This is a genomic window from Microbacterium salsuginis, assembly GCF_012524205.1.
GTDB lineage: Bacteria > Actinomycetota > Actinomycetes > Actinomycetales > Microbacteriaceae > Microbacterium > Microbacterium salsuginis.
This window is the reverse complement of record NZ_JABACI010000001.1, coordinates 1,097,535-1,121,477: the sequence shown is the minus strand read 5'-3', so window position 1 is coordinate 1,121,477 and position 23,943 is coordinate 1,097,535. Positions and strand designations below refer to the sequence as shown.

At 66.8% G+C, this 23,943-nt stretch carries 17 protein-coding genes and 2 tRNA genes; 16 read left to right on the top strand and 3 right to left on the bottom strand.

Features of this window, described 5'->3' with window-relative positions:
• The first annotated feature begins 24 nt into the window (after positions 1–24).
• The 4 genes from HF576_RS05415 (at position 25) to HF576_RS05400 (ending at position 5,397) form a co-directional block, all read left to right on the top strand.
• Positions 25–1,392: an ABC transporter substrate-binding protein gene (locus HF576_RS05415; protein WP_168911704.1), complete on the top strand. Its 1,368-nt coding sequence runs from the start codon at positions 25–27 to the stop codon at positions 1,390–1,392.
• Positions 1,393–1,478: 86 nt separating this feature from the next.
• Positions 1,479–2,462 carry a carbohydrate ABC transporter permease gene (locus tag HF576_RS05410; RefSeq protein WP_425522975.1) on the top strand — a complete coding sequence of 328 codons (984 nt, stop codon included), beginning with the start codon at positions 1,479–1,481 and terminating at the stop codon, positions 2,460–2,462.
• Positions 2,459–3,385, top strand: a complete 927-nt coding sequence (locus tag HF576_RS05405) for a carbohydrate ABC transporter permease (protein WP_343234170.1) — start codon at positions 2,459–2,461, stop codon at positions 3,383–3,385. The genes HF576_RS05410 and HF576_RS05405 overlap by 4 nt, the downstream gene beginning before the upstream one ends.
• A 209-nt stretch (positions 3,386–3,594) precedes the next feature.
• Positions 3,595–5,397: a CocE/NonD family hydrolase gene (locus HF576_RS05400; RefSeq protein WP_168911702.1), complete on the top strand. Its 1,803-nt coding sequence runs from the start codon at positions 3,595–3,597 to the stop codon at positions 5,395–5,397.
• Positions 5,398–5,452: 55 nt separating this feature from the next.
• Here the strand turns inward: HF576_RS05400 and HF576_RS05395 are convergent, their stop codons facing one another.
• Positions 5,453–6,754: a diacylglycerol/lipid kinase family protein gene (locus HF576_RS05395; protein WP_205834730.1), complete on the bottom strand. Its 1,302-nt coding sequence runs from the start codon at positions 6,752–6,754 to the stop codon at positions 5,453–5,455.
• Positions 6,755–6,777: 23 nt separating this feature from the next.
• Positions 6,778–7,986 (bottom strand): serine hydrolase domain-containing protein, encoded by a 1,209-nt coding sequence (locus HF576_RS05390; protein ID WP_168911701.1) that lies wholly within the window; start codon positions 7,984–7,986, stop codon positions 6,778–6,780.
• 115 nt (positions 7,987–8,101) lie between these two features.
• Between HF576_RS05390 and serS the strand changes: the two genes are divergently transcribed.
• The 7 genes from serS to HF576_RS05355 all read left to right on the top strand — a co-directional run bounded on the left by serS (position 8,102) and on the right by HF576_RS05355 (position 14,539).
• Positions 8,102–9,388 carry a serine--tRNA ligase gene (serS, locus tag HF576_RS05385; RefSeq protein WP_168911700.1) on the top strand — a complete coding sequence of 429 codons (1,287 nt, stop codon included), beginning with the start codon at positions 8,102–8,104 and terminating at the stop codon, positions 9,386–9,388.
• On the top strand, positions 9,385–10,314 hold the full coding sequence (locus tag HF576_RS05380) for an HAD family hydrolase (RefSeq protein WP_343234169.1): 930 nt from the start codon (positions 9,385–9,387) through the stop codon (positions 10,312–10,314). The genes serS and HF576_RS05380 overlap by 4 nt, the downstream gene beginning before the upstream one ends.
• Positions 10,315–10,372: 58 nt before the next feature.
• Positions 10,373–11,506, top strand: coding sequence for a hypothetical protein (locus HF576_RS05375; protein ID WP_168911699.1), 1,134 nt, complete (start codon positions 10,373–10,375; stop codon positions 11,504–11,506).
• A 130-nt stretch (positions 11,507–11,636) separates the two neighbouring features.
• Positions 11,637–11,721 (top strand) — tRNA-Ser (locus HF576_RS05370).
• 51 nt (positions 11,722–11,772) lie between these two features.
• Entirely contained in the window at positions 11,773–13,050 is a 1,278-nt protein-coding gene (locus tag HF576_RS05365) for an LCP family glycopolymer transferase (protein WP_168911698.1), read from the top strand.
• Entirely contained in the window at positions 13,050–14,372 is a 1,323-nt protein-coding gene (locus tag HF576_RS05360) for an LCP family protein (protein ID WP_168911697.1), read from the top strand. The genes HF576_RS05365 and HF576_RS05360 overlap by 1 nt, the downstream gene beginning before the upstream one ends.
• A 75-nt stretch (positions 14,373–14,447) precedes the next feature.
• Positions 14,448–14,539, top strand: a tRNA-Ser gene (locus HF576_RS05355).
• A gap of 290 nt (positions 14,540–14,829) precedes the next feature.
• Here HF576_RS05355 and HF576_RS05350 read toward each other — a convergent pair.
• Positions 14,830–18,108, bottom strand: coding sequence for a polysaccharide lyase family 8 super-sandwich domain-containing protein (locus tag HF576_RS05350; RefSeq protein WP_168911696.1), 3,279 nt, complete (start codon positions 18,106–18,108; stop codon positions 14,830–14,832).
• 235 nt (positions 18,109–18,343) lie between these two features.
• Here HF576_RS05350 and HF576_RS05345 point away from each other — a divergent pair, with 235 nt between their 5' ends.
• The 5 genes from HF576_RS05345 to HF576_RS05325 all read left to right on the top strand — a co-directional run bounded on the left by HF576_RS05345 (position 18,344) and on the right by HF576_RS05325 (position 23,731).
• Positions 18,344–19,624, top strand: coding sequence for an FAD-dependent oxidoreductase (locus tag HF576_RS05345; protein WP_168911695.1), 1,281 nt, complete (start codon positions 18,344–18,346; stop codon positions 19,622–19,624).
• A 168-nt stretch (positions 19,625–19,792) separates the two neighbouring features.
• Positions 19,793–20,995, top strand: coding sequence for an extracellular solute-binding protein (locus HF576_RS05340; RefSeq protein WP_168911694.1), 1,203 nt, complete (start codon positions 19,793–19,795; stop codon positions 20,993–20,995).
• A gap of 20 nt (positions 20,996–21,015) precedes the next feature.
• Entirely contained in the window at positions 21,016–21,879 is an 864-nt protein-coding gene (locus tag HF576_RS05335; RefSeq protein ID WP_168911693.1) for a carbohydrate ABC transporter permease, read from the top strand.
• Positions 21,876–22,700 (top strand): carbohydrate ABC transporter permease, encoded by an 825-nt coding sequence (locus HF576_RS05330; protein ID WP_168911692.1) that lies wholly within the window; start codon positions 21,876–21,878, stop codon positions 22,698–22,700. The genes HF576_RS05335 and HF576_RS05330 overlap by 4 nt, the downstream gene beginning before the upstream one ends.
• 44 nt (positions 22,701–22,744) lie before the next feature.
• The gene (locus HF576_RS05325) at positions 22,745–23,731 is read left to right on the top strand and encodes a LacI family DNA-binding transcriptional regulator (protein WP_168911691.1); all 987 of its coding nucleotides are present in this window, start codon (positions 22,745–22,747) and stop codon (positions 23,729–23,731) included.
• The last annotated feature ends 212 nt before the right edge of the window (positions 23,732–23,943 follow it).

Genomic DNA, 23,943 nt, shown 5'->3' with positions numbered 1-23,943 from the left:
CAGCAGGACCGAAAGGACCAGACAATGACGTCCACGACCCGACGCGCCACCCTCGGCGCGCTCGCCTTCACCTCGGCGGCCGCGCTGCTCGCGGGCTGCGCTGCACCCGGCGGTGAGTCCGACGGCACGGTGACCATCTCCGTCGCCATCGACGCGGGCCTCGAGAAGGAGGCGCGTGACAACTTCGACGCGCGCGTAGAGGCCTTCGAAGAAGCCAACCCCGACATCACCGTCGAGGCACAGGAGTACACCTGGACCGCCCCGACCTTCACCACCGATCTCGCGGGCGGAACCCTGCCCGACGTCTTCCCGATCCCGTTCACCGACGGGCGCGGGTTGATCGCCAATGAGCAGATCGCCGACATCTCGGAGCTCGTGGCCGAGCTGCCGTACGCCGATCAGTTCAATCCGAACATCGCGCAAGCCGGCCAGGCGGATGACGGCGCGCAATGGGCGGTCCCGATCGCCGCCTACGGCCAGGGCCTGCACTACAACCGGGCCCTGTTCGAGGCCGCCGGACTCGACCCGGACGCGCCGCCGACGACATGGGACGAAGTGCGGGAGGCCGCCAAGCAGATCGCGGATGCCACGGGTGAGGCCGGCTACGCCACCATGACCTCGGGCAACACCGGCGGCTGGATCCTCACGACACTTGTCAACGCGTTCGGAGGCCGCACCGAGAACGAGGACTCGACCGCGCCGACGCTGGACTCCGACCCGGCCGTCGCGGACGTCCTGCAGTACCTGCACGACCTGCGATGGAGCGACAACTCGATGGGCTCCAATTTCCTCTACGACTGGGGAACGATCAACCAGGACTTCGCATCGGGTCGCATCGGCATGTACGTGTCGGGCGGCGGCAATTACGGCAACCTGGTGACCCAGAACGCACTCAACCCGGACGACTACGGACTCACGGTGCTGCCGCTTCAGGGCGAGGACCCCGGTCTGCTGGGCGGCGGCACGCTGGCCGCAGTCAGTCCGAAGGCGACTGAGGCCGAGCAGGCCGCAGCGGTGAAGTGGATCGACTTCTACTATCTCGCCAAGCTCGCCGATGAAGAGACCGTCATCGAGACGGCCGAGCTCGCGGCGTCGCTGGACCAGCCTGTGGGCGCCCCCGAGCTGCCGATCTTCGACCAGGAGCAGTACCAGCAGTACCAGGAGTGGATCGCGCCGTTCGTGAACGTGCCGATCGAGCAGATGGCGCCCTATACCGACGCGATCTTCGAGCAGCCGCTGATCGCCGAGCCCCGAGTGGCGACGCAGGACGTCTATGCCCTCCTCGACACGGTCGTCCAGGCGGTGCTGACGGACGAGAACGCCGACATCGCTGCTCTCCTGGCCGACGCGCAGACGCAGGCCGAGGCGCTGTACGAGGCCGCAGCCGAGTAGCGCGGCGCCGGTCTCCCGGGGCACGTGACCGCGCCCCGGGAGACCGCACCACGCTCGCTGCCCGGAACGACACGACAGGACCCGCCATGACGCAGCTGACGCCGACGACGGCACCGCCGACTGCTGCCGACACGTTCGAGACGATCGAGCGTGCGGCGCAACCTCCACGCCGCCGTCGCGGCATGTCCGGCTGGTTCCGCAGCGACGGACCCCACACTCTCGTCTTCTTGATTCCGTTGCTGTTCAGCTTCGTGCTGTTCTCGTGGAAGCCGATCGTGGATGCCGCCGTCATGGCGTTCCAGCAGACGAACCTCATCGCTCCGGCCGAATGGGTCGGACTCGAGAATTTCGCGACCGTGCTGAACGACCCGCTGCTCGGCACGGCCGTGATGAACACTCTGTGGTTCGCGCTTCTCGCACTCCTTCTCGGCTACCCGATCCCGCTCGTGGTGGCGGTGCTGATGAGCGAGGTGCGCCGCGGTCGCGGGCTGTACAGCGCGCTGGCGTACCTGCCGGTCATCGTCCCGCCGGTCGTCGGGGCGCTGCTGTGGAAGTTCTTCTATGACGCCTCCCCGAACGGCGTGTTCAACACGATCATCGGCTGGTTCGGCGTAGGCCCGTTGCCGTGGCTGCAGGATCCGTCCACGGCGATGCCGTCGATCGTGCTGTTCGCGACGTGGTCCGCCGCTGGCGGCACGGTCATCATCTACCTCGCCGCCCTCATCGGCGTGGCGCCGGAGCTCTACGACGCGGCCGAAGTGGATGGTGCGGGGGTGTGGCGCAAGGTGTGGCACGTGACGATCCCTCAGCTGCGCGGCGTGCTCCTGGTGACCTTCATCCTGCAGATCATCGGCACGGCGCAGGTCTTCCTCGAACCGTTCCTGCTCACGGCGGGCGGCCCCGCCAACTCGACGATGACGGTGCTGATGCTGATCTACAAGTACGCGTTCCAGAACAGCCTGGGCGGGGACTACGGGGCCGCCACCGCGCTGAGCATCATGCTCGCCGTGGTGCTCGCCGTCTTCTCTGCCGTGTACTTCCGCCTCACCAAGTCGTGGAGCACCTCGTGAGCGCGGTCGAGACGCCGGTCCGCGGGCGCCGCAAGACGGCCGCGGACGCCGATCGCGGCATCCTGTCCACCGCCGACTGGGGGCGTCGCCGCGTGCGCGCCACGACTCGCCTGACCCACGCGATCCTGCTGCTGTCGCTGATCGTGGTCGGGCTCGGCCCGATCCTGTGGCTGGCGAAATCTGCTGTCACACCGACGCAGGACACGCTGCGCCAGCCGCTGGCCCTGTGGCCGAACGGGATCGACTGGGCGAACCTCGGCGAGGCCTGGACGCGCGTCGAGATCGACAAGTACTTCTTCAACACCGTCGTGATCGCCCTGGGAGTGTGGCTGGTTCAGGTGCTCGTGGCAACGACGGCAGGCTACGCGCTCTCGGTGCTGCGACCGCGGTACGGCAAGCTCGTGGTCTGGCTCGTGATGGCGACGCTGTTCGTGCCGAGCATCGTGCTCCTGGTGCCGCTCTATCTGACGATCGTGCAGCCGCCGCTGTTGGGTCAATCCCTGATCAACACCTTCTGGGCGGTGTGGCTTCCGGCGGGGGCGAACGCCTTCAACGTGCTGCTGGTGATGCGGTTCTTCGACTCGCTGCCCCGCGAGGTCTTCGAGGCGGCCCGCATGGACGGCGCCGGTCCGTATCGGCTGTTCTGGTCGGTGGTGCTGCCGATGTCGCGGCCCATCGTCGGAGTCGTGTCGGTGTTCGCGGTGATCGCGGCCTGGAAGGACTTCCTGTGGCCGCTGCTCGTGCTGAAGGACCCGGCGATCCAGCCGCTGTCCGTACGGCTGCCGCAGCTCCAGCAGTTCATCGAGCTGGATGTCTTCCTCGCGGCACTCGCGATCTCGACGGTCATCCCGGTTGCGCTGTTCCTGTTGTTCCAGCGGATCTTCCTCAACAGCGCAGGCATGGGCGGAGCGGTCAAGGGCTGACGGATGCCTGGTGCCCTGGCCGCGGCGGCCGTCGCGGGCGGCGTGCTCCGTGCGCTCCGAGCACGGGCAGGGCTTGACGCATCTCAGGAATATCAACCAAACTGATATTCCTTCGTCCCACCCGGGTCGGAGATTCCTGACTCTCGACGGTGAGATGAGGCGGCATGATCAGGGCACGAGCACGGACCACGCGAGTACGGACCAGGCGGATGTGGGCGGCGGGAGTGGCGGCGCTCGCGATCGCCGGCGCGACGCTCGCCACGGCTCCGGCCGTCGCAGACGAGCGGGTGTCGGAACCCGGCGTGTACGAGGGCTACTCACCCGAGCTCTACGACGAGTGGGTGCGCGAATCCCAGTACGTCCCGATGCGCGACGGCACGCGCCTCGCGGTGGACGTGTACCGGCCGGCCGTCGACGGGGTGGCGGTGGAGACGCCGCATCCGGTGGTGTGGGAGCACCAGCTCAGCCGGGCGTCGGTCACCGCATCCGGCGCAGTGCGGCTCGCCGGCGTCGAGAGCGGAATGGCGGAGCTCACGAAGCACGGCTACGTGGTGGCCTTCGTCGACCGGCGGGGCAACGGCGCGTCGTTCGGCACCATGCAGGGCTATCACCCGAGGGCCGAGGCGCGCGACGCCCACGACGTCATGGAGTGGTTCGAGGACCAGCCGTGGTCGACCGACCGGATCGGGGTGTTCGGCTGCTCGAACACCGGAGAGGCGGCGATGCACGCGGCGACCGCCGGATCGCCGCACCTGAAGGCGGTGTTCGCGGGCAACTACTCGTTCCACAAGTTCGACGGCTTCAACCGCGGAGGGATCCGCGCCAACTGGGGCGTCGGCCCGAACCGCACCCTCGAGCAGGATCTGACCAACCTGCCGGTGGACGGCGACGACGGGGGTGCGCTGCTGCGGCAGGCCGCGCTCGAGCATCAGGCGAACACGTCGCTGCGCGACATGTGGCGCGCGGCGCCGTTCCGCGACAGTCACGTGGACGCGGTCGGCACGCAGCCCTGGGAAGAGTTCAGCGTCGCGACCTATCGCGACGAGATCGAGCGGTCGGGCGCGGCGCTGTACAGCTGGGACGGCTGGCAGGACGACTTCCGCAAGGAGGTGCTCGTGAGCGCCGCCTCCCTCGCCAACCCGCACAAGGTGCTCGTCGGCCCGTGGGGACACTGCGGTTCGGACGGCTTCGACATCGTCGCCGAGCGGCACCGGTTCTTCGACTACTGGCTGAAGGGCGTGGAGAACGGGATCATGGACGAGCCGGCGTACACGTGGCTCGTCGAGCACGGCGACGGTCAGAGCGAGTGGCGCCAGTCGGATGTCTGGCCGAGCCGCTCACACGAAGCGTCGCTCTACCTGGGTCAGGGGCGCAGCGGCACGGTCGAGTCGGTCAATGACGGCACGCTCGGGCTCGATCACCCCCGCGGGCGAGGCGGGGCGGACGAGTACCAGGTCGACTACGCGCTGACCTGCCCCGCGCCGGTCGGGCTGGGGCAGACGTGTCCGCAGGACGAGCACGGTCTGACGTACACCACCGAGGTGCTGACCTCGGACGTGGAAGTGACCGGTCATCCCGAGCTCGAGCTCACTCTGTCGTCCACGGCACCTGATCAGAACGTCTTCGTCTACCTGGAGGATGTCGCCCCCGATGGATCCGTGCGGATCGTCACGGACGGAAGGGTCAGGGCGGCGCTGAGCGCCACGGGCGATTCGCCCTGGGATGTGCTCGGTACGCCTTGGTACCGCGGCACGGAGGCCGACTACGAGGCGCTCGCGCCGGGTGAACCGCGGACGATGCGCGTGGACCTCCTGCCGACGTCGTACGTCTTCCCCGAAGGCCACCGGCTGCGCGTGACGATCACGGGGGCGGATGTGCGCGAGAGCATGCGGACCGAGTTCGAGCCGGCACCGCTGCTCATCGTGCACCGGGACGCGGTGCTCGCCTCCAAGCTGGTGCTGCCGGTCGACGGAGCCCCCGGCAACGTGGGAGGCCTGCGCTCGGCGCGCTGACCCGCGGGGTGACGCCCGGACGGCGGTGCTCAGCCGCCGCCGTCCGGGCAACCGTTCAGAGCCCGTCGGTCGAGTGGCCGTTCGGCACGACGATCGTCAGGGCACCGGGCTCGACGCGGGTCTTGACCGACACCGCCTCGCCGAACTCGTCGCCGTCGAGCTGCACCGGCTGCGCCTCGTGCGTCGCGAGTTCGATGCCCGCGCCGCGGGAGTAGCGCACGGCGTTGTCTTTCGTGCGCAGCGCGAGCACGCGCCGGCCGGCGCGGAAGCGCCGCAGGAAGCTGTTGTCCCACGCGACGCGGCGCCAGACGAAGATCCAGCCGAGCGGGCCCTTGGGCTGGAAGATGACGATGTCGAGCGCGCCGTCGGTGATGGATGCCTCGGGGATAAGCTCGAGCCCCGCAGGCAGCGAGCCGCAGTTGGCGAACAGCACGCTCTGCACGCGCGCGGAGTGCAGGCGGTGGCCGGGGAGCTCGTACATGACACGGAACGGCCTGGCGCTCGCGAGCGATCGCGCCGCGCCGTCGACGTAGGCCACCCAGCCCACCGTCTTCTTCAGCTGCGGGTTGGTGTTGGCGATCATCGCGGCGTCGAGCCCGATGCCGCCCATGACCACGAAGGCATGCTCCGCTGTCTCGCCGTCGGGGCGCCGCAGCTCGGACCACCCGATGTCCATCGCCAGGCGATCCCCGTCGAACACCGCACGCACCATGGCCTCGGGCTCGGTCAGCGGCAGCTTGAGGTTGCGCGCGAGGAGGTTGCCCGTCCCGCTCGGCACGATCGCCAGCGGCACACCGGAACCGGCCATCGCCTCCGACACGGCGCGCACCGTACCGTCGCCGCCGGCGACCAGCACGGCCGTCGCGTTCTCGGCCAGCGCCTGGCGCGTGACGTCGTCGCCGAGGTCGTCGACCGTGGTCTCGTAGAACAGCGGCTCCGACCAGCCGGCGTCGGCCGACGCGCGGGTCACGATGTCGCGCAGGGCGTCGGCGTCGACCTTGGTGGGGTTGTAGACGAGCGCGGCCTTCGGGGTCGGGCGCTCCTCGGTGTCGGCGAGCGGCTCGGTGCGTCCTTCGGTGTCGACGCGGCGGGCCCGGCCCGTCTCGTCGTCGGCGGTGTCGGGCTCGATGTCTTCGGGCTCGCGGATGACCTCGTCGGGCTTCGCCGCCGCGGCCGGGTCGGGCGCATTCTCGCGGTGGCCTCCGGTATCCGCCGCCACCTCCTCGGCGATCTGCGCTTCGGAGGCTGCCAGCTCCTCGGCGTCGGGGCCGTCCGCGTAGATCTCGTCCGCCGGATGCGGGGCGTCGGGCTCGTCGGGAGGCGAGGTCTGATCACCGGTTCCGGATGCCGCTGCCATGCGTCTTACTCTAAGTGCGGGTATCAGTTGTCGAGCGAGTGCGCGGGCGACACCACGCTGGTGAACTGCCGGAAGATGTCGGTCGCGGTCGCAGCGGCGGGATCAGTGCGCTGGGACGCGGTCGTGTAGACGACCATCGTCCATCCCTCGTCGGGCAGCGTGCCGCCCGCGCCGTAGTAGCCCGGGATGCCGGGGTTCATGAAGACCCAGTCGTTGACGACGAGGAACCCCATCGCCCAGTACTGGTCGTCGGTGTTCGTCCCGATTCCGGCGGTCGTCGAGGCGAACTGCAGCTCGTGGTACTCGTCCGAGAGCAGCTCGCCCGATCCGAGCGCGTCGAGGAAGACTGCGACATCGCCGGCGTTGCTGCCGGTTCCGCCGGCGAAGTGGGCCCACGAGGGGTTCCAGTACGTGACGTCCTCCCATACGCCGCGCTCGCCGTCGTATCCATGGAGCACGGGTTGTGGCCAGTCGCCGTCGCGAGCGAGTGTGGTGTCGTCCATCCCGAGCGGGTCGACAATGCCGGTCTGGATCAGGTCGGCCACCGGAGTGCCCGTCGCCTTCGCGAGGATGCCGACCAGGACGGCGGAGTTGGTGTCGGAGAACATCCAGTCCGTCCCCGGCTCGAACAGCGGTCCGCCGGCCGTTCCGATGTCGATGATCTCGTCGATCTGCCATACGCGGAACGGGTCGGCGTACAGGTCGGCCAGAAAGTCGTCCTGCCCGGTGAACTGCGAGTAGCCGGCCGTGTTGTGCAGCAGCATCTCGACGGTGACCGTGTCGGCCGCGGGAACCTCGGGGTACCACTTCGCCACGGTGTCATCCAGGTCGAGAACCCCGGCCTGCACCTGCTGCAGCAGCGCGGTCGTGAGCATCGGCGTCGACAGATTGCCGAGCATGTGGTGCATGTCGGGTGTCGCCGGGATGCCTGGCATGGAATCGCCGAGGGCGCCGAAGAGCACCGGCTCGCCGTCGTGCCACACGCCGGCGATGACGGCCGACAGCGCGTCGGCTTCGAACTCGGCGCGCAGGATGCCGGCCAGTTCTTCCGATACCTCGTCGCCGTTGAGGCACAGTCCGCCTTCGAGCGTTGTTCCGGTCGGACAAGCGCCGGCGACGGGCTCGGGGCCGGGCGTGGAGGAGGGCTCCGCCTCAGGCGTTACGACGGTGCAGGCGCTCAGCAGCAGCGCGCACGCGAGACCGGTGACCCCCGCCATCCCCCGGCTGCGCATGCCTCACTGTACTGATCAGCACGCCGGCGGCGCACTGTTTCCAGAAGAAATGGGTGCGCGACATCGCGTCTTGATGCCCGGATGCCTCGGCGCGGTGCGCGACTAAGCTTGCAGCGTGATCGATCCTGTGCTTCTTCGCGACAATCCCGAGCTGGTCAAGCGCTCGCAGGAGGCGCGCGGGGAGTCGCCGGCCACGGTGGACGACGCCGTCGAGGCCGACCGCGCCCGTCGCGCCGCGATCACGGCCTTCGAAGAGCTCCGCGCCGCGCAGAACGCGCACGGCAAACGGGTCGCGCAGGCGCCCAAGGAGGAGAAGGCCGCCCTCGTCGCCGAGGCCAAGGAGTTGAGCGAACGGGTCAAGCAGGCCCAGCACGCGGTCACCGCCGCGGAGGAGGCATCCGTCGCCGCTCTCGCCCGGATCGAGAACATCGTCATCGACGGCGTGCCGGCCGGTGGCGAAGCGGATTTCGTCACGCTGCGCACGCACGGCGAGCGCCCGGCTTTCTCGTTCGAGCCGCGCGATCACCTCGAGCTGGGCGAACTGCTCGGCGCGATCGACATGGAGCGCGGTACGAAAGTGTCGGGAAGCCGCTTCTACTTCCTCACCGGGATCGGGGCGCGCCTCGAGATCGCCCTCATGAACCTCGGACTGGATCGTGCTCTGCAGGCCGGATTCACGCCGCTGATCCCGCCGACGCTCGTGCGCCCGGAGGTCATGCGCGGCACCGGATTCCTCGGGCAGCACGCCGCCGAGGTCTACCACCTTGAAGAGGACGACCTGTACCTGGTCGGCACCAGTGAGGTGCCGCTGGCCGGGTACCACATGGACGAGATCATCGATCTGACCAAGGGGGCCAAGCGCTACGCGGGCTGGTCGACGTGCTACCGCCGTGAGGCCGGCTCGTACGGCAAGGACACGCGCGGCATCATCCGCGTCCACCAGTTCAACAAGCTCGAGATGTTCGTCTACACGACACCGGAGGACGCCGAGGCCGAGCACCTGCGCCTGGTCGCGCTGCAGGAGCAGATGCTGCAGGACCTGGGCCTCTCGTACCGCGTGATCGACGTCGCGGCCGGCGATCTGGGGTCCAGTGCCGCGCGCAAGTACGACGTCGAGGCGTGGGTGCCGACGCAGAACGCCTACCGCGAACTGACCTCGACCTCGAACTGCACGACGTTCCAGGCGCGACGGCTCGACATCCGCCACCGTCTGCCGGCCGATCCTGGCAACAAGGGCGGAGGTAAGACGCAGCACGTCGCGACGCTGAACGGCACGCTGGCGACCACCCGCTGGATCGTCGCGATGCTCGAGACGCATCAGCGCGAGGACGGTTCGGTGCTGGTTCCCGAGGTGCTGCGTCCGTTCCTCGGCGGACTCGAGGTCCTGGAGCCGACCGCGTGACCCCTGCCGACGATCCGTCCGCCGAGGCGCGCCTTCCCGAGACCGGTGAGATCGACCTCGTCGAACCGGCCGAAGCGGCCGACGTCGTCGAGGAGCTCGCCCGCGAGACGACCGCAGCCCCCTCCGTCGTCGAGCGCATGCTCATCGCCCTCGACGTCGACGGCACCGTGATCCTCGAGGACGAGTCGCTCAGTCCCGGCGTCGTCGAGGCCGTCGCAGATGCGCAGAGCGCAGGCCACGAGGTGATGATCGCCACGGGCCGCAGCTGGGGCAGCACCCGCGGCATCCTGCAGCAACTGCAGATCGCCCCCGAGTACGTCGTGTGCTCGAACGGCGCCGTGGTGCTGCGGCGCCTGGATGCCGGCGAGCTGGAATACGAGCGCTGGCACGTCGAGACGTTCGATCCGCGCGAGGTGCTGACGCTGCTGCGCGAGCACCTGCCTCAGGCCCGCTATCTCGTGGAACTGCCCGACGGCATGCGCCTGTACACCGAGTATCTGCAGGACTGGAACCTCGGCCATGCGCGACGCGTGCCCTTCGAGGAGCTCGGCGCGCAGCCCGTCTGCCGCATCGTCGTGGTCTCGCCCGGTCAGGGCGAGGAGGAGTTCCTCGAGCTCGTCGAGCGCATCGGGCTGCACAAGGTGTCGTACGCCGTCGGCTGGACGGCGTGGCTCGACATCGCGCCGCAGGGCGTCGACAAGAGCACGGGCCTGGAGCGCGTACGCACCGCGCTCGGCATCGACCCGGCGCACGTGCTCGTGATGGGCGACGGGCGTAACGACCTCGGCATGTTCCGCTGGGCGCTCGAGAACGGCGGACGTGCGGTCGCGATGGAGCAGGGACCGCAGGACGTGCGGGATGCCGCGGGCGAGACCACCGTCTCGGTCCAGGCCGGCGGCGTCGCCGCCATCCTCCGCTCCCTCTGAACCCGGATCGTCGCCCTCGCATCACGCGATGTTCACCGCGGGTGCCTAGATTCCGCGCATGACACTGTTCGAGCCGCCGCCGCCACGGCCGACGCACGGTCCGTTCGATGTTGTTCATCGCGGTCGCCGGCTGCGCCGGACGGTCGTGAGCCTCGTGTTGGCGGCCATCGCGATCACCGCCGGAGTGTGGTGGGCGACCGCGGCCAACGGTGGCTCTCCGATCTGGTCGGCGCCGCCGCCCCCCGAGGTGGTCGAACTGGCCGATCGGGGAATGCTCACCGAGGAGGCGAGACAGCTCTGGTACGACGCGTCACCGCGGGTGATGAGCCGATCCATCGACCGTGAATGCGGCTCAAGTGGGGAAGGTGCCGACCGCCCGGAGTTCTACGGCTGCTATCTGCCCGGCCCGGTTCGAGGGGCCGGCCGGATCGTCGTGTACGACCCGCCCGACGACCGGCTCGCGGGCTGGACGCTCACCACCGCGATGCACGAGATGCTCCACGCGGCATACGACGAGCTGGGCGATGGTGAACAGGCCGAGATCGATGCGTTGATGGCGGTGGAACTCGCACGGCTGCCGGCGGATCACCCGGTGCGTGCGCAGATCGAGCGCTCCGTGCGCGGGTACGAGCCGAATCGCGGCACCGAGTTGTTCGCCTACCTCGGGACGCAGATAGAACTGCCCGGCGGCTTCGCGCCGCGCGTCGAGGAGATCTTCGCGCGGTACTTCACCGACCGGGCGAGCGTCGTCGGCGTCTACGCGCAGACCGAGGGTCTGCTCGCGAATCTGGTGCAGAGCTACCGCGACAACGAGTCGGCCCTGCTCGCAGAGCTGCAGGCCACCCTCGACGCCGAGGCGCAGTGCCGCGCCGATCGGGCCTTCCATGACATGCAGGTGGCGCAGTACAACTCCGATGCCGATGCGTACAACGCGCTGGATCCTGCAGAACGGGCGCAGTGGTCCGTCACGACGACCGGTGCGGACGGCACCAGCACGACGGTGAGCTGGGAGGCACACCTCGCCACGCGTCTGGACGAGCTGAACGCCCTCCTGCCCGACATCCAGGCCCGCGAGGCGGCGCTCGTCGAGGCGAAGGCCGCGACCGAGGTGCGTCAATCCGAGCTCGACGCGCAGTACCGAGACGTCGTCGCCCTGTACGAGGCCGCATACCCGGGCATCGACATGGATTGAGCGCGGCATCCGTGTGCCCTTCAGAGGATTGCCAGCCGCTGTTGGAAGAATGGGCCAGCAGTGCTGTCGGATAGACTCGACGCCTGTTCGACAGATGCCGCAGAGCCCATGAGGTGAGCGGCGGAAGTCGGGAGGGTTGTCCGAGCGGCCGATGGACCTGGTCTTGAAAACCAGTGGGCAGCAATGTCCCGTGGGTTCGAATCCCACACCCTCCGCAGAGCGTGTCGGGGGCGAACGGTGAGAGCAACTTCCCCGAGAGGAACCGAGTGAGCGAGACGAGCAAGACCGCCCGGCGCGGCCGTCGCACGGTCGCGCGGCACGGTGCGCTGTCGTCGCCCAATCCGCTGGCGTTCCTCCTGAAGATCCTCGGGGTGATCGTCGCCGTCGTACTCGTGTCGGGAGCGGGCGTCGCAGCATATGCCGCATACGACCTTGCGGCCAGCTTCGGTGACGAAGCCGTCGAACTCGAGGGGCAGGGCACCGTCCCCCCCGACATCGGGGCCATCGAAGGCGGCGTCGATCTGCTGCTCGTGGGCACCGATGAGTGCGAAGAGGAGTACGCATACCTCTTCGGCGCACGATGCACCGGCGCCGACGCGGGCGGCCAGCTCAACGACGTCAACATGCTCGTGCACATCTCGAACAATCCGCGCCGCGTGACGGTCGTGTCGTTCCCGCGAGACTTGATGATCGCGCAGCCCTCGTGCACGCGCGAGGACGGCTCGCAGGCGTCGGCGACGTCGAAGACTCAGATCAATGAGGCGTGGGGCCGCGGTGGCCTGTCGTGCGTCGTCAAGACGGTGTCGGACCTCAGCGGCCAGAACATCCCCTACGCGGCGAAGGTGAGCTTCGGCAACGTCATCAACATCACCAACGCCATCGGCGGGGTGGATGTCTGCATCGGCAACGGCGGCATCCGCGACCGCAACACCGGCATCGATTGGCCCGCCGGTCCTCGCACGATCGAAGGCATCGAGGCACTCCAGTTCCTGCGTACGCGGTACGGGCTGGAGAACGGCAGCGACCTGGCTCGCATCAGCAACCAGGGCCAGTACATGTCGAGCCTCGCCCGCAAGCTCCGCAGCGATGAGGTGCTCTCCGACCCGGCAACGCTGTACAAGCTCGCCACGACTGCGGTCGACAACATCACGCCCAGCCAGTCGCTGACCAACCCGATGACCCTGGTGCAGATCGCGCTGGCTGTGAAGGACGTCCCCTTCGAGGAGATCAACTTCGTGCAGTACCCGGTCTTCACAGACCCCGCTGACAGCAACCGCGTCGTCCCCAATCACGAGGCCGCCGACAAGCTCTGGGCGGCACTCGAGGCCAACGAGCCGATCGAGCTGACAAGTGACCCCAACCTCACCGGCGGTGTGGTGACGGTCGACCCGCAGCCCACCGAGGAGCCCGTCGAGACGGCGCCCACACCCGGCGCCACCGATACGCTGGCCCCGACTCAGACCGCAGTGCCGCTGGACGACATCCCCGGCCAGTCCGCCGCCGACCAGACCTGCTCGGCCGGTAACCTGAGGGCCAACGGCTGATGGCGCGATCGAAGGGCCCCTCTGGCGAGGGGCAGACGCCACTCGCGCGTCACGGCGTGCTGCGGACGCGGCATCCGTTCGTCACCATGTTGTCGATGTTCGCGGTCGTGCTCGGTGTCGTCGGCGTGAGCGCCACCGGAATCGCCGCCTACACGGTGTGGGATGCGGCCCAGGCGATCGGTGCGAACGCGGTCGTGCTCGACGAAGACACGCCTCTGCCGCCGTCGCTCGGTGCCATCGAGGGCGGCGTGAACGTACTCGTGGTCGGATCGGACTCGTGCGAGGGTCAGGACGTCGCCCTCTTCCCGCGCTGTGCGAACGACGACTCGCCGGGTGAGCGCAACGACGTGACGATGCTCGTGCACATCTCGGACGAGCCGCGTCGCGTGACGGTCGTGTCGTTCCCGCGCGACATGATCGTGCCGATTCCGTCGTGCCCCAAGGAGGACGGCAGCGGCAACTACTCCGCGATGTCGGCGCAGATGATCAACGCCTCGTACATGTATGGCGGGCTCAACTGCACCGTGCTCACGGTCGAGCAGCTCACGGGCGAGGAGATCCACTTCGCCGCGTCGATCCGCTGGACCGGCGTGATCAACATGTCGGACGCGATCGGCGGCGTCGACGTGTGCGTCGCGGGAGACATCAGCGACAAGCACACCGGTTTGAACCTCACCGCCGGCAACCACACGCTGGTGGGCGTCGAGGCGCTGCAGTTCCTGCGCATCCGTCACGGCATCGGCGACGGCTCCGACCTCGGGCGTATCTCGAACCAGCAGCAGTTCATGTCGTCGATGGTGCGCAAGCTGCAGTCCGACGCGGTGCTCGCCGATCCGGGCCGCCTGCTCAACCTCGCGACGACCGCGATCAGCCAAGTGCAGCAGAAGCAGCTCGTCCTGAGCTCGGGGCTCACGAACCCCACGCTGATGGTGCAGATCGCCATGGCCGTCAAGGATGTGCCCTACGAAGACATCGTGTTCGTCCAGTACCCGACCCGCTATGCCTCGGGTGACGGCGCCAGTCGCGTGATGCCGGTGAAGGATGCCGCGGACGCCCTGTTCGCCGCGCTCGCCGCCAACCAGCCGCTGACTCTGACCGGCGACGCCAGCCAGGGGTATGGCGTCGAAGTGACCGGTGAGGCGGTTCAGCCGCCCGCTCCGGTCGACGGCTCCGGCGAGACGCCGGCGGCGGAGGAGCCGACGGGGGAGACGCCGATGGGGGAGACCCCGGCTGCTCCGGTCGCGGAGGAGCGTGTCGAGCTTCCGTCCGACATCGCGGGGCAGACCGCGGCGCAGACGACCTGCACCCTCCCGGAGAACTGAGGCCGGTTCGGCGCAGGTGCGCTCAGCGGTTATGATTGCTGGGCGCAAGAATGCTGCTGTGCAGTGTTGTTGCCTGGAGACGTCGCATAGTCAGGCCTAGTGCACCACCCTGCTAAGGTGGAGTCCCCTTACGGGGACCGAGGGTTCAAATCCCTCCGTCTCCGCCAAAAACCCCCGGTCAGTCACTGTTTCCCACGAAGCATGCGAATGATGGAATCTGCGGTTTCGCATGCCGTAGACGACAAGTGTCCCCCGGAGTGTCCCCAACCCTGCAAGGTGTTGCACCCCAAACAGGTGGCACCCTGCTGCTAGTCGCACGGCGGTGTAGGTGACGTCGATCAGCGTCCGCGCGCCCATTCGTCGGGTGTGCAGAGGATCGCGCGACGAGAGCCCCGGCCGTGCGGCCGAGGCTCTCGTAGCCTGTCGTCAGATCAGCTCGGTTGCCGCGTGTCGGCGCTCAACGTGAAATCAGCTCCACTGAGTCGAGGGCGAGATCGTGCTTCAGGCCTGATGTGCCGGTCACCTGGAATCGCAGAGTGACGGTGCCGGGCGCCGTGATGTGCACTGTGCCGAATTCGAGAGTTTTGAACGCCTGCGATGTCGCGTACAAATCCTGCTCAAGGCCTTGAGTGTGCCCGTTGATGTAGAGCTGGAAGCGGCCGCGGTCGGAATACTTCTTGACCCGTACCTTGACGTCGTAGGTGCCGGGCGCCACCACCGGCATTGCGAAGTCGACATAGTCCCCGACAGCATTCGCCGTCAGCTTGGTCAACTTCCCGCCGCTGGCACCACTGTCGTTGACGATCGAGACGGTGTCGCCGGATGACGATGTCGCAGGAAGCGCTTCGGTCTCGTGAACTGCCCCGGCTGGCAGTCCTCCGATGCGCTCCAGGACTATCGAGTCCAGCGGGATTCGGTATCCGGAGCTCGCGGAGTTCTTGCCTGTGACGGTGAATCGAATCGTCTTAGGCCCCGCGTGCGCAAACGAGACTGTGCCGATGTTCGTCGACACGAACGCCCCGCTGCTCGCGGCATAGAAGTCGAGGGGGACGCCAGCGTCGGTCCCTTGAATCGCGACCTGTGCGACCCCGCGGTCGCCGGCATTCTTCGACTTCACCAGCACTCGGTACGTACCGACGCTCGGCACATCGACAGCGTGCTCGATGAAGTCTCCGACAGCGTTGGAATCGTAGCGGCGCCACTTTCCTCCGCTGGCCTGCGTATCGGTCGAGTACACCGTATGCAGGTCTCCGGACGATGCCAGAGGAAGGTTCTCGACCTCGAAGGTGTGAACGCTTTGCCCAGCCGCCACGCACGTGCCGCTCTTTCGGAGCACGACCGTGTGAGACTTCCCCTCCGATCCGGCAGCGTTGACGCTGAGTTGCACGCCGGGGGTCACCTGGCTGACGGTGATGGTCGGATCGCTTTCGACGACGCACGCCGCAGGGAGCGCGACGGTAACCGCAATGCTGCCCGTGTGGACGTGCGTCGGATCGGCGACCGAGACGGCGATCTCATCGGCAGTCTCACGGACAACGACCGAGGCGATCGAGTCGCTCGTGATGGGCCCTGCGGTCGTGCTCCCCATCCGCCAGAACTGCGCGGCGGTGATGCCCAACGAAGGCTTCGACACTGCCTGCGCGTCGGACGTGTTCGACAGGACCGTGATCGGTGGTGCTGACGCATATGTACTGACCTGTGCCGGCGTCGCACCCGGAACCACGATGTAGGAGTACGTGCCGTTCGTCGGATCTACGCCGTGATCCATCCACATCGACAGGTAGTTGCGTGTTTTGGAAGCGGTGTTCCCGAAACCGCTGTAGGTGTTGATGTCGCTCCACTTCGCGGTGCGGGACTCGCGGAGACCCTGGACTGTGGCAGACCCCGGGAAGACGTAGCCGATGTCGGCTCCGGAGACGTTCCCCTGCAGATGAGCCCAGCTGACTCCGGTCATCGATTCAGTCCACCCGAGCGCAGTGGAGCGGGTGATCCCATCTGCGGTGAACGTGTTGTTGCCCGTGTCGTTCAGTTTCCGGTTCTCAACAATCGTCTCAACCACCTTGCCGTCCGTGGCGGAGATCCCGGCGCCCAGCGCGACGATCTCGTTGTCGAACATGAACCACGCCTTCCTCGCATCGAGCGTCTGCCCCGGGGGCCTGAGTCGCATGCCGACCACACCGTATTCGCCGAGCGTTGCGCCGCCAACGGCGTCGCTCCCGCCCCTTCCCTGAGTGACTGTGGAGTCCTTCAGCACGGTCGTTCCGGGCAAGCGATACGAGTTCACCGTCGGCCAGAAGTCACCGGAGAACTGTCCGAGATCCTCGTTGTAGAGGTACGTCATTCCGTCGCCGGTGTGCCACCCACGCTTGTGCTCAGCGTTGATCGACTCATAGTTGCTGATACGGGTGGAGTGCATGCTGATCCCGAAGCCGAACTCCGGCCGCAGATGCATGACCCGATCCATCTCGGGGAACTGGGCATTGCGAACGAGAGCGCCGCGGGCGGAGGTCGTGCTGTCGCTCATGATCGCCTTCGCAAGAACGATCATGTTGATGCTCGCGAGGTCATAGAAGTTCTGGTAGCTGTCTTCGACTATCCAACGTTTGACCATCGATCGGATGGCGCGCGCATCCGCCAACGGCGCGAACTGCGAGACGCGAATGAGCGACTGCATCAGGTGGTGGCCGGTCACATGGTCTTGAAAGCTGAAACGAGAGATCTCTCTCCCGCGGACCATGTCGGCCATGGCACCCTCGTACATCAGCGGCTCGAAACTGTCGTAGACCCACCGCATGACGACCTGCTTGCGCGGGTCGACCACTTCCCAGGTTGACCCGTCGAGAACGAACATGATGTTCGCTACATCTGAGAGCAGATTCTTCCCGTACCCGCCGGTGTAAGCGATGCTCGTGTGCTGGATGAATGAGCCATCACGATAGAAGCCGTCACCGCTAGATGCGTAAGCAAAGACGTCGCTGAGGCCATCTCGAGCCGCGCTCACCTTCGCGCCATCTTTGACGATGATTCCCCGGACTCCAACCACCACGGCCATCCACACCCGATTCGCTCCCGTCCCAGTCACTGACGGAGAGAAACGCTCGACACCGGCCATGTAGTTGGTGCGTTGCGTCGCTGTGAACTCGTCGTACATCATCACGACGATGTCGTTCAGCTCGAGCGGCGTTCCGATGTCCCAGTCCCACCAGTTGCCGACATCCGGGGTGTTCTCGTTATAGAAGTTGGCGTACATCCAGTCCATGGCCGACACGATGTCGGTTCGCAGCTGTGGATCGCCCTGCAGGCTCGAACCCTCCACAGAGTACGCGAGCGCCATCTGCTTCAGTTTGCGGTAGGTCAGCTTGACGTCGCTGCCGCTCCCGCCGAGATTGCTCCACAGCCGCGTTCGCGTGGGCGAGGTATCCATCGAGTTCCAGTGGGTGCTCGCCGCGGCCTCGATATCGTCGGTCCGAGCAGTGATGTCAGGGTCGGATTGAGGCAGGCCGGCGCCACCTGTCACCATCTCGTGCCACTTGGCCCGCAACTCGTCGAACTCGTCGGCTGCGTACGCGTTCTCAGCGCTCGCGGTGATGCTGCCGACGATCAGGCTGGTCGTCAGAGCGAAGCCGATCCAGACCCCCCACCTTTTCGATCGTCTTGGGGTTGGGATTGGGATGACGCGGGACGCCCTCTGCATCGGACGGCTGGCGGACCGTCGTCCCAGGTGTTCAGCACGCATAGTTTCTCCACCTCTTTGTGAACGCACCACGTTGGTACGCTCACACAATATGGAGCGCGCCAAAATTAAGCAACGATTCTCTGAGTGGGCGTGCGACTTTCTGCGCGGCGCCGGCGTAGTCATCCAGGGCGTATTGGCGCGGTTTCTCACGGTAGGGCACGCCGCAGTTGTGATTCCCGCAGTTGCGGTGTAGCGTCTGATCCGTTCTGGAGCGCACCAATTTAGAGAGTCAAGGATGACCACCACGCATTTTGTAGCCGACCTTCCCGTCACCGATGTCGACGTGCTCGTCGCGGGTGGAGGATGCGCCGGATTCGGCGCAGCCCTCGCCGCCGCCCGCGACGGCGCCCGCACGCTGCTCGTCGAGCAGGCGGGCTTCGTCGGCGGCATTCTGACGCGTGTCGGGAACCCGTGGTTCGACGGTGTCGCTCACTTAGGCAGCGGGCGCATCGCCGTCGGCGGCATCCCGGTCGAGGTACTTCAGCGACTTGATCTTGCCGCCGTCGGCCAGACCCATCTCGAGCACCCCTTCCTTCCTCTGGATCCAGAAGCGTTCAAGCATGTCGCCGACGAAATGCTCACGGAGCAGAGCGACTCGCTCGACCTCCTCTTCCACACGTCGGTCGCTGGAGTGCGAGCTGCCGACGGGCGGGTCGACGAAGTGGTGCTGGCGAACAAGGCCGGACTCACCGTCGTGCGACCGAAGGTCACCATCGACACGACCGGCGACGGCGATGTCGCCGCATGGGCGGGCGCGCCCATCGAGCGCAGCATGCCCATGCAGCCGCTCACACTCCATTTCCGCGTGGGAAACGTGGAAGACAGTGACACCCTCACTTCTCGCATGCGGGAGGTCGTCGAAGACCTGCACGACTCCGGCGACCTCGGTCTGTACTTCTTCCATGCCGAACACGACGACTTCGCACACGCTCCCGACGAGCTCGTGTTCAACATCACGCGCATGCCCGGGGACGGTACCGACCCCGCCGACCTCACCGCGGCCGAGATCCGCGGTCGCAAGGACGCCAACGCACTCGTGCGCGCCTGGCGGGAGCGCGTGCCCGAGTTCCGCGCCGCGTACCTCATTTACAGCGGTCCCTCGGTCGGAGTCCGGGAGACCCGGCGCATCGTCGGCGACTACCAGCTGACCGAAGAGGACATCCGAACGAGCCGCCGGTTCGATGACGCCGTGTTGAAAGGCGTCTTCTATGTGGACATCCATCCGACCGATCGCGCGGGAACACACGACTACGACGCGTGGACGCCAGAGCCGTACGACATTCCGTTCCGGACGCTGCTGCCTCAGGGCTGGGACGACCTGCTCGTCGCCGGCCGCTGCCACTCGGCGACGCGTCGAGCCGCCGGCTCGTCGCGGGTCACCGCAACCGCGATGGCGATGGGGCAGGCCGCCGGCACTGCCGCTGCTCTCGCGGTCGCGTCCGACAGGCGGGTGCGCGATCTGGACATGACCACGTTGCAGAATGCGCTACGGGGCGCCGGCGTGATCTTGGACTGACTACTTGCAACGCCCACACCCAACAACCAAGGAGAGACGAAGATGTTTCAGCGCAGAGCAACATGGGGGATCGCAGCCGCAGCGGCTGTCGCCCTGATTCTCGCCGGATGCTCCGGAACCGGCAGTGACACCGGGGACGACACCTCGGAAGACCAGAACAATGAACCCGTGACCATCGACTTCTGGAGCATGCCGTTCGGCGGGCACACCGAGGAGGAAGTGGCTGCCTACGTAGATGAGTTCAATACGAGCCAGGACGACGTCATCGTCGAACTGACCGGCCTGCAGTGGGCCGACGGGCGCGACAAGATCATCCAGGCCGTCGGCGCCGGCACGGGCCCAGATGTGTTCATCATGGCCCCCGTCAACCAGGACTTCCTGTCTTCCGGGTCGCTCGCCTCGCTGGCCGAGCTCGGATACACCGAAGAGGATGTCGACCCGTTCCTCAACATCATCGAAGCGGCTGCCGGCCACGACGGTGAGATCTATGGCGTGCCGATCGGGTACTACACAAACCTCCTCTACTACAACAAGACCGTGCTCGAGCAGTACGGCGTCGATGGGCCGCCCGAGACGTGGGACGAGCTCAAGGAGACCGCGGCAACGATCACCACCGAGTCCGCGGCAGCGGGGGATCCAGTGATGGGATTCCAGATCAAGGGCATGGACGACCACCTCAACGCCATCAACCACACCTGGGCGAACTTCTTCTACCAGGCCGGCGGCGAGCAGCTCGTCGATGACTTCACCAAGGCGGATGCAGACTCGAATGCCGGACGCGAAGCGCTCGAGTACCTCCGCAGCTTCGTGGAGGAGGGCATCTCTTCGCCCGGCCCCAGCGCCAAGGGCGGGTTCATCGATGGCACCGTTGCCATGTTCACCTTCCAACAGCTCCACCTGCCCGAGATCACCGCATCGACGCTGAGCGACGAGTGGGCCCTCGCTCCCATGCCCGAGGGTCCCGACAACGCGAGCTCCTACACTGACGGAGAATTCCTCGTCGCCAACGCGGCATCCGAGGAGCTGGAGGCCGCGGGCGCATTCATGAAGTGGATGACCTCACCCGAGCAGGGAGTGCGCTACATGGAGAAGGCGCCGCTGTTCGCGTACGAACTCGACAAGGTCAGCGACGACATCCGCAAGCAGGTCGATGCGCTGGTCGAGGCTGATCCGAATCGCGGCGCGCTACTGGAGCAGCTGACGCGTGCGAACCTCGAGAACATCACGGCTGAGCGCTACGCCCAGGCCGCCCGGTGGGAGGCCCAGAAGCAGTACATTGTGGCGGCGATCAACGGCGACATCTCGATCGACGAGGCGCTTGCCGCGATCGATGCCGCCGTCGACGAGGCCCTCGAGGTGGCGAGCTACTGATGCGAAGGCGACGAAGCGGGATGAGCGCGGCCCGGCGCGAGAGCATCTCCGCTTGGCTGTTCATGCTCCCCGGGCTCATCCCGCTCGTCGCGTTCCTGTACTGGCCGCTCGGTCAGGCTTTCGGGCTGAGCTTCTTCCAGTGGAATCTCCTGGGAGATCCGAAGTTCGTCGGGACCCTCCAGTACGAGCGCCTGATCGCCTCGGAAACCTTCCACCAATCGCTGATGGTGACCCTGGTCTACACGGTCGGGGTCTCGATCACCGCCTACGCACTGTCGCTCGGCAGCGCGGTGATGCTCAACAAGGCGATCCGCGGAGTCAAGGCGGTTCGCACGGTGTCGCTGCTGCCTGCGATCATCCCGATGGTCGTGGCCGGCGTCATCTGGAAGTTCATCTACGAGCCGACCGGGGGCCCACTGAACCAGATGCTCGCCGTGTTCGGCATCGAGGGCCCCGCCTGGCTTCAGGACCCGGCCCTGGCGCTGCCCTCGGTCATGCTCGTGTCGGTGTGGAAGGACTTCGGCATCTATATGCTCGTGCTGCTCGGTGGCCTGCAGCAGATACCGCGCGACATCGAAGAGGCGGCATGGATCGATGGGGCCACCCCCACCCAGACGTTCTGGCGCGTGAAGTTCCCGATGCTCGGCGCTGTCAACCTCTTCGTGCTCGTTCTGCTGATCTTCAATTCGTTCAAGGTGTTCGACCAGGTGTGGGTCATGACCGAGGGTGGCCCCGGGAACGCCACCCTGACGATCATCACCTTCCTCTACACACGAATGCAGGTCGACATCGGGTTCGCCGCGGCAGGTACGACGGTGCTCTTCCTGCTCGTCCTGATTCCTCTCACGCTGCAGGTCATCGCCCGACGAAAGGTCAAGTCATGAACGCCGCCGCGAAACGCACGGGCTACATCGCGGCGATCGTCGCGATCGTGATCTTCGCCGGTGCTCCCTTCGTGTGGATGCTGCTCGCGTCCTTCCAGCCGTTGCAGAACCTGCTTGGCGCCCAGATGGACGTCGTCGCTTTCGGCGACGTGACGTTCGACAACTACGTTCGCTTGTTCGAGCAGAAGGACTTCGGACGCTGGTTTCTGAACTCGGTGCTGGTCTGCACTGTCGTGGTCGCCGCGAATCTCGTGCTGGACAGCCTGGTCGCCTACCCCTTGGCCCGAATGAACTTCTGGGGCAAGCCGATGGTGATGCTGCTCGTGGTCGCCGCGATCATGATTCCCGCGCAGGTGATCCTCGTTCCGCTGTATATCCAGATGCGCGATCTCGGGTGGCTCAATTCCTACGCCGCGCTCATCGCCCCATACGTCATCAGCCCCACCGGCATCTTCCTGCTGCGTCAAACCTTCATGGCGCTCCCGCGGGAACTCGACGAGGCAGCCTTCATCGATGGGGCATCGCGACTGCGCACGCTCTGGTCGGTGCTCGTGCCCAACGCGCTGGCCATGTACGGCACTCTCGCCGTGCTGAAGTTCATGTGGACATGGGGCGAGTTCGCCTGGCCGTCACTCGCCATCAATGATGCGGACCTGCGTACCATCCCGGTAGGTTTGGCAGGCATGCGCAGCCAATTCGCCACCGAGTGGGACCTATTGATGGCCGGTTCCGTGGTGGCCATCATCCCCGTTGCGCTGCTCTTCGCCTTCCTGCAGAAGTACTTCGTCGCAGGGCTAACCTCCGGAGCGGTGAAAGGATGACCGCCGCTAAAGGTTCGGCCACACCGGGTGCCCGTCGGCCGACGATGACGGATGTCGCTCGCGAGGCGAACGTCTCACGATCTCTCGTCTCACTCGTCCTGCAGCAACCCGAGAAAGTCGGCGATAAGCGCAAGCGCGCCGTGCACGACGCAATGCGCCGCCTCGGCTATCGTCCGAACGCTGCGGCTCGCCAGTTGGCGAGCCAGCGCACCGACATGCTGGGCGTCCTCGTATCGGATCTGCACAATCCCTTCTACACGGAGGTCATCGACGGCATCCTCGAGGCGGCGGAGGACCTGCGCCACCAAGTGATGATCGCGAGTGGCGAGCGCGACCCGGCAAAGGAGAAAGCCGCTGCAGAGGCATTCGTGGAACTGCGCGTGGAGGGGCTGATTCTCATCACCCCTACCATGAGCACCGAAGACATCGAGGCGATCGCCTCCGACGTGCCCACGGTGATCGTGGGCCGGCCTGGCCCGCGTCCCGCCCGCACCGGCCGCGTACTGACTGACGACGCCCGGGGCGTGGGCGTCGCGCTCGATCATCTGCTCGGGCTCGGACATGAGGACATCGGATTCGTCGCCGCGGGCGAGAACCCCGGTGCTCGTGCGCGCGAGGATGCCTTCGTGCGTGCCATGACAGCCGTCGGCCTGGCAGGCCGAGCGCACGTCGCGAATGCCGCTCCGAACCAGGAGGGCGGCTACGCTGCCGGACGCGAGCTGCTCTCTTCGGAGCAGCGCCCGACGGCGATCCTTGCGTCGAACGACCTCGCGGCACTCGGCGTCCTCGGCGCAGCAGCCGACCTGAATCTCCGCTGGCCCGCTGACGTGTCGGTCGTCGGCTACGACAACACGATCCTCGCCCAGCTGCAGCCCATCGCGCTCACCAGCGTCAACCAGCCGCGCCGCCTCATGGGCCGCACAGCCGCCACACTGCTGCGCGACCTTACCCGCGGCGGCGAGCCGTCGTCGGTCACACTCGATCCGGAGTTGGTGGTCCGTTCGACGACGGGACCTGCGCAGAGTAGTTGAACCGAGTTCATGCCCGCCGCCGCGGACCCGGCACTCACAGCATCCGCTCCGTGTAGTGCAAGGCGTCGCAGGTGTCCCCGAGCACCACGAGGATGCTGGTTCCCCACGATTCTGAAGTGGTTTGGGTGTGTCACGCGCGATTTTCGAGCGTCGAGCATCACCCGATGGGGGTCGAGACCTGCGCCCGTGGCCGGAAGGTGCGGGGCGCCCAC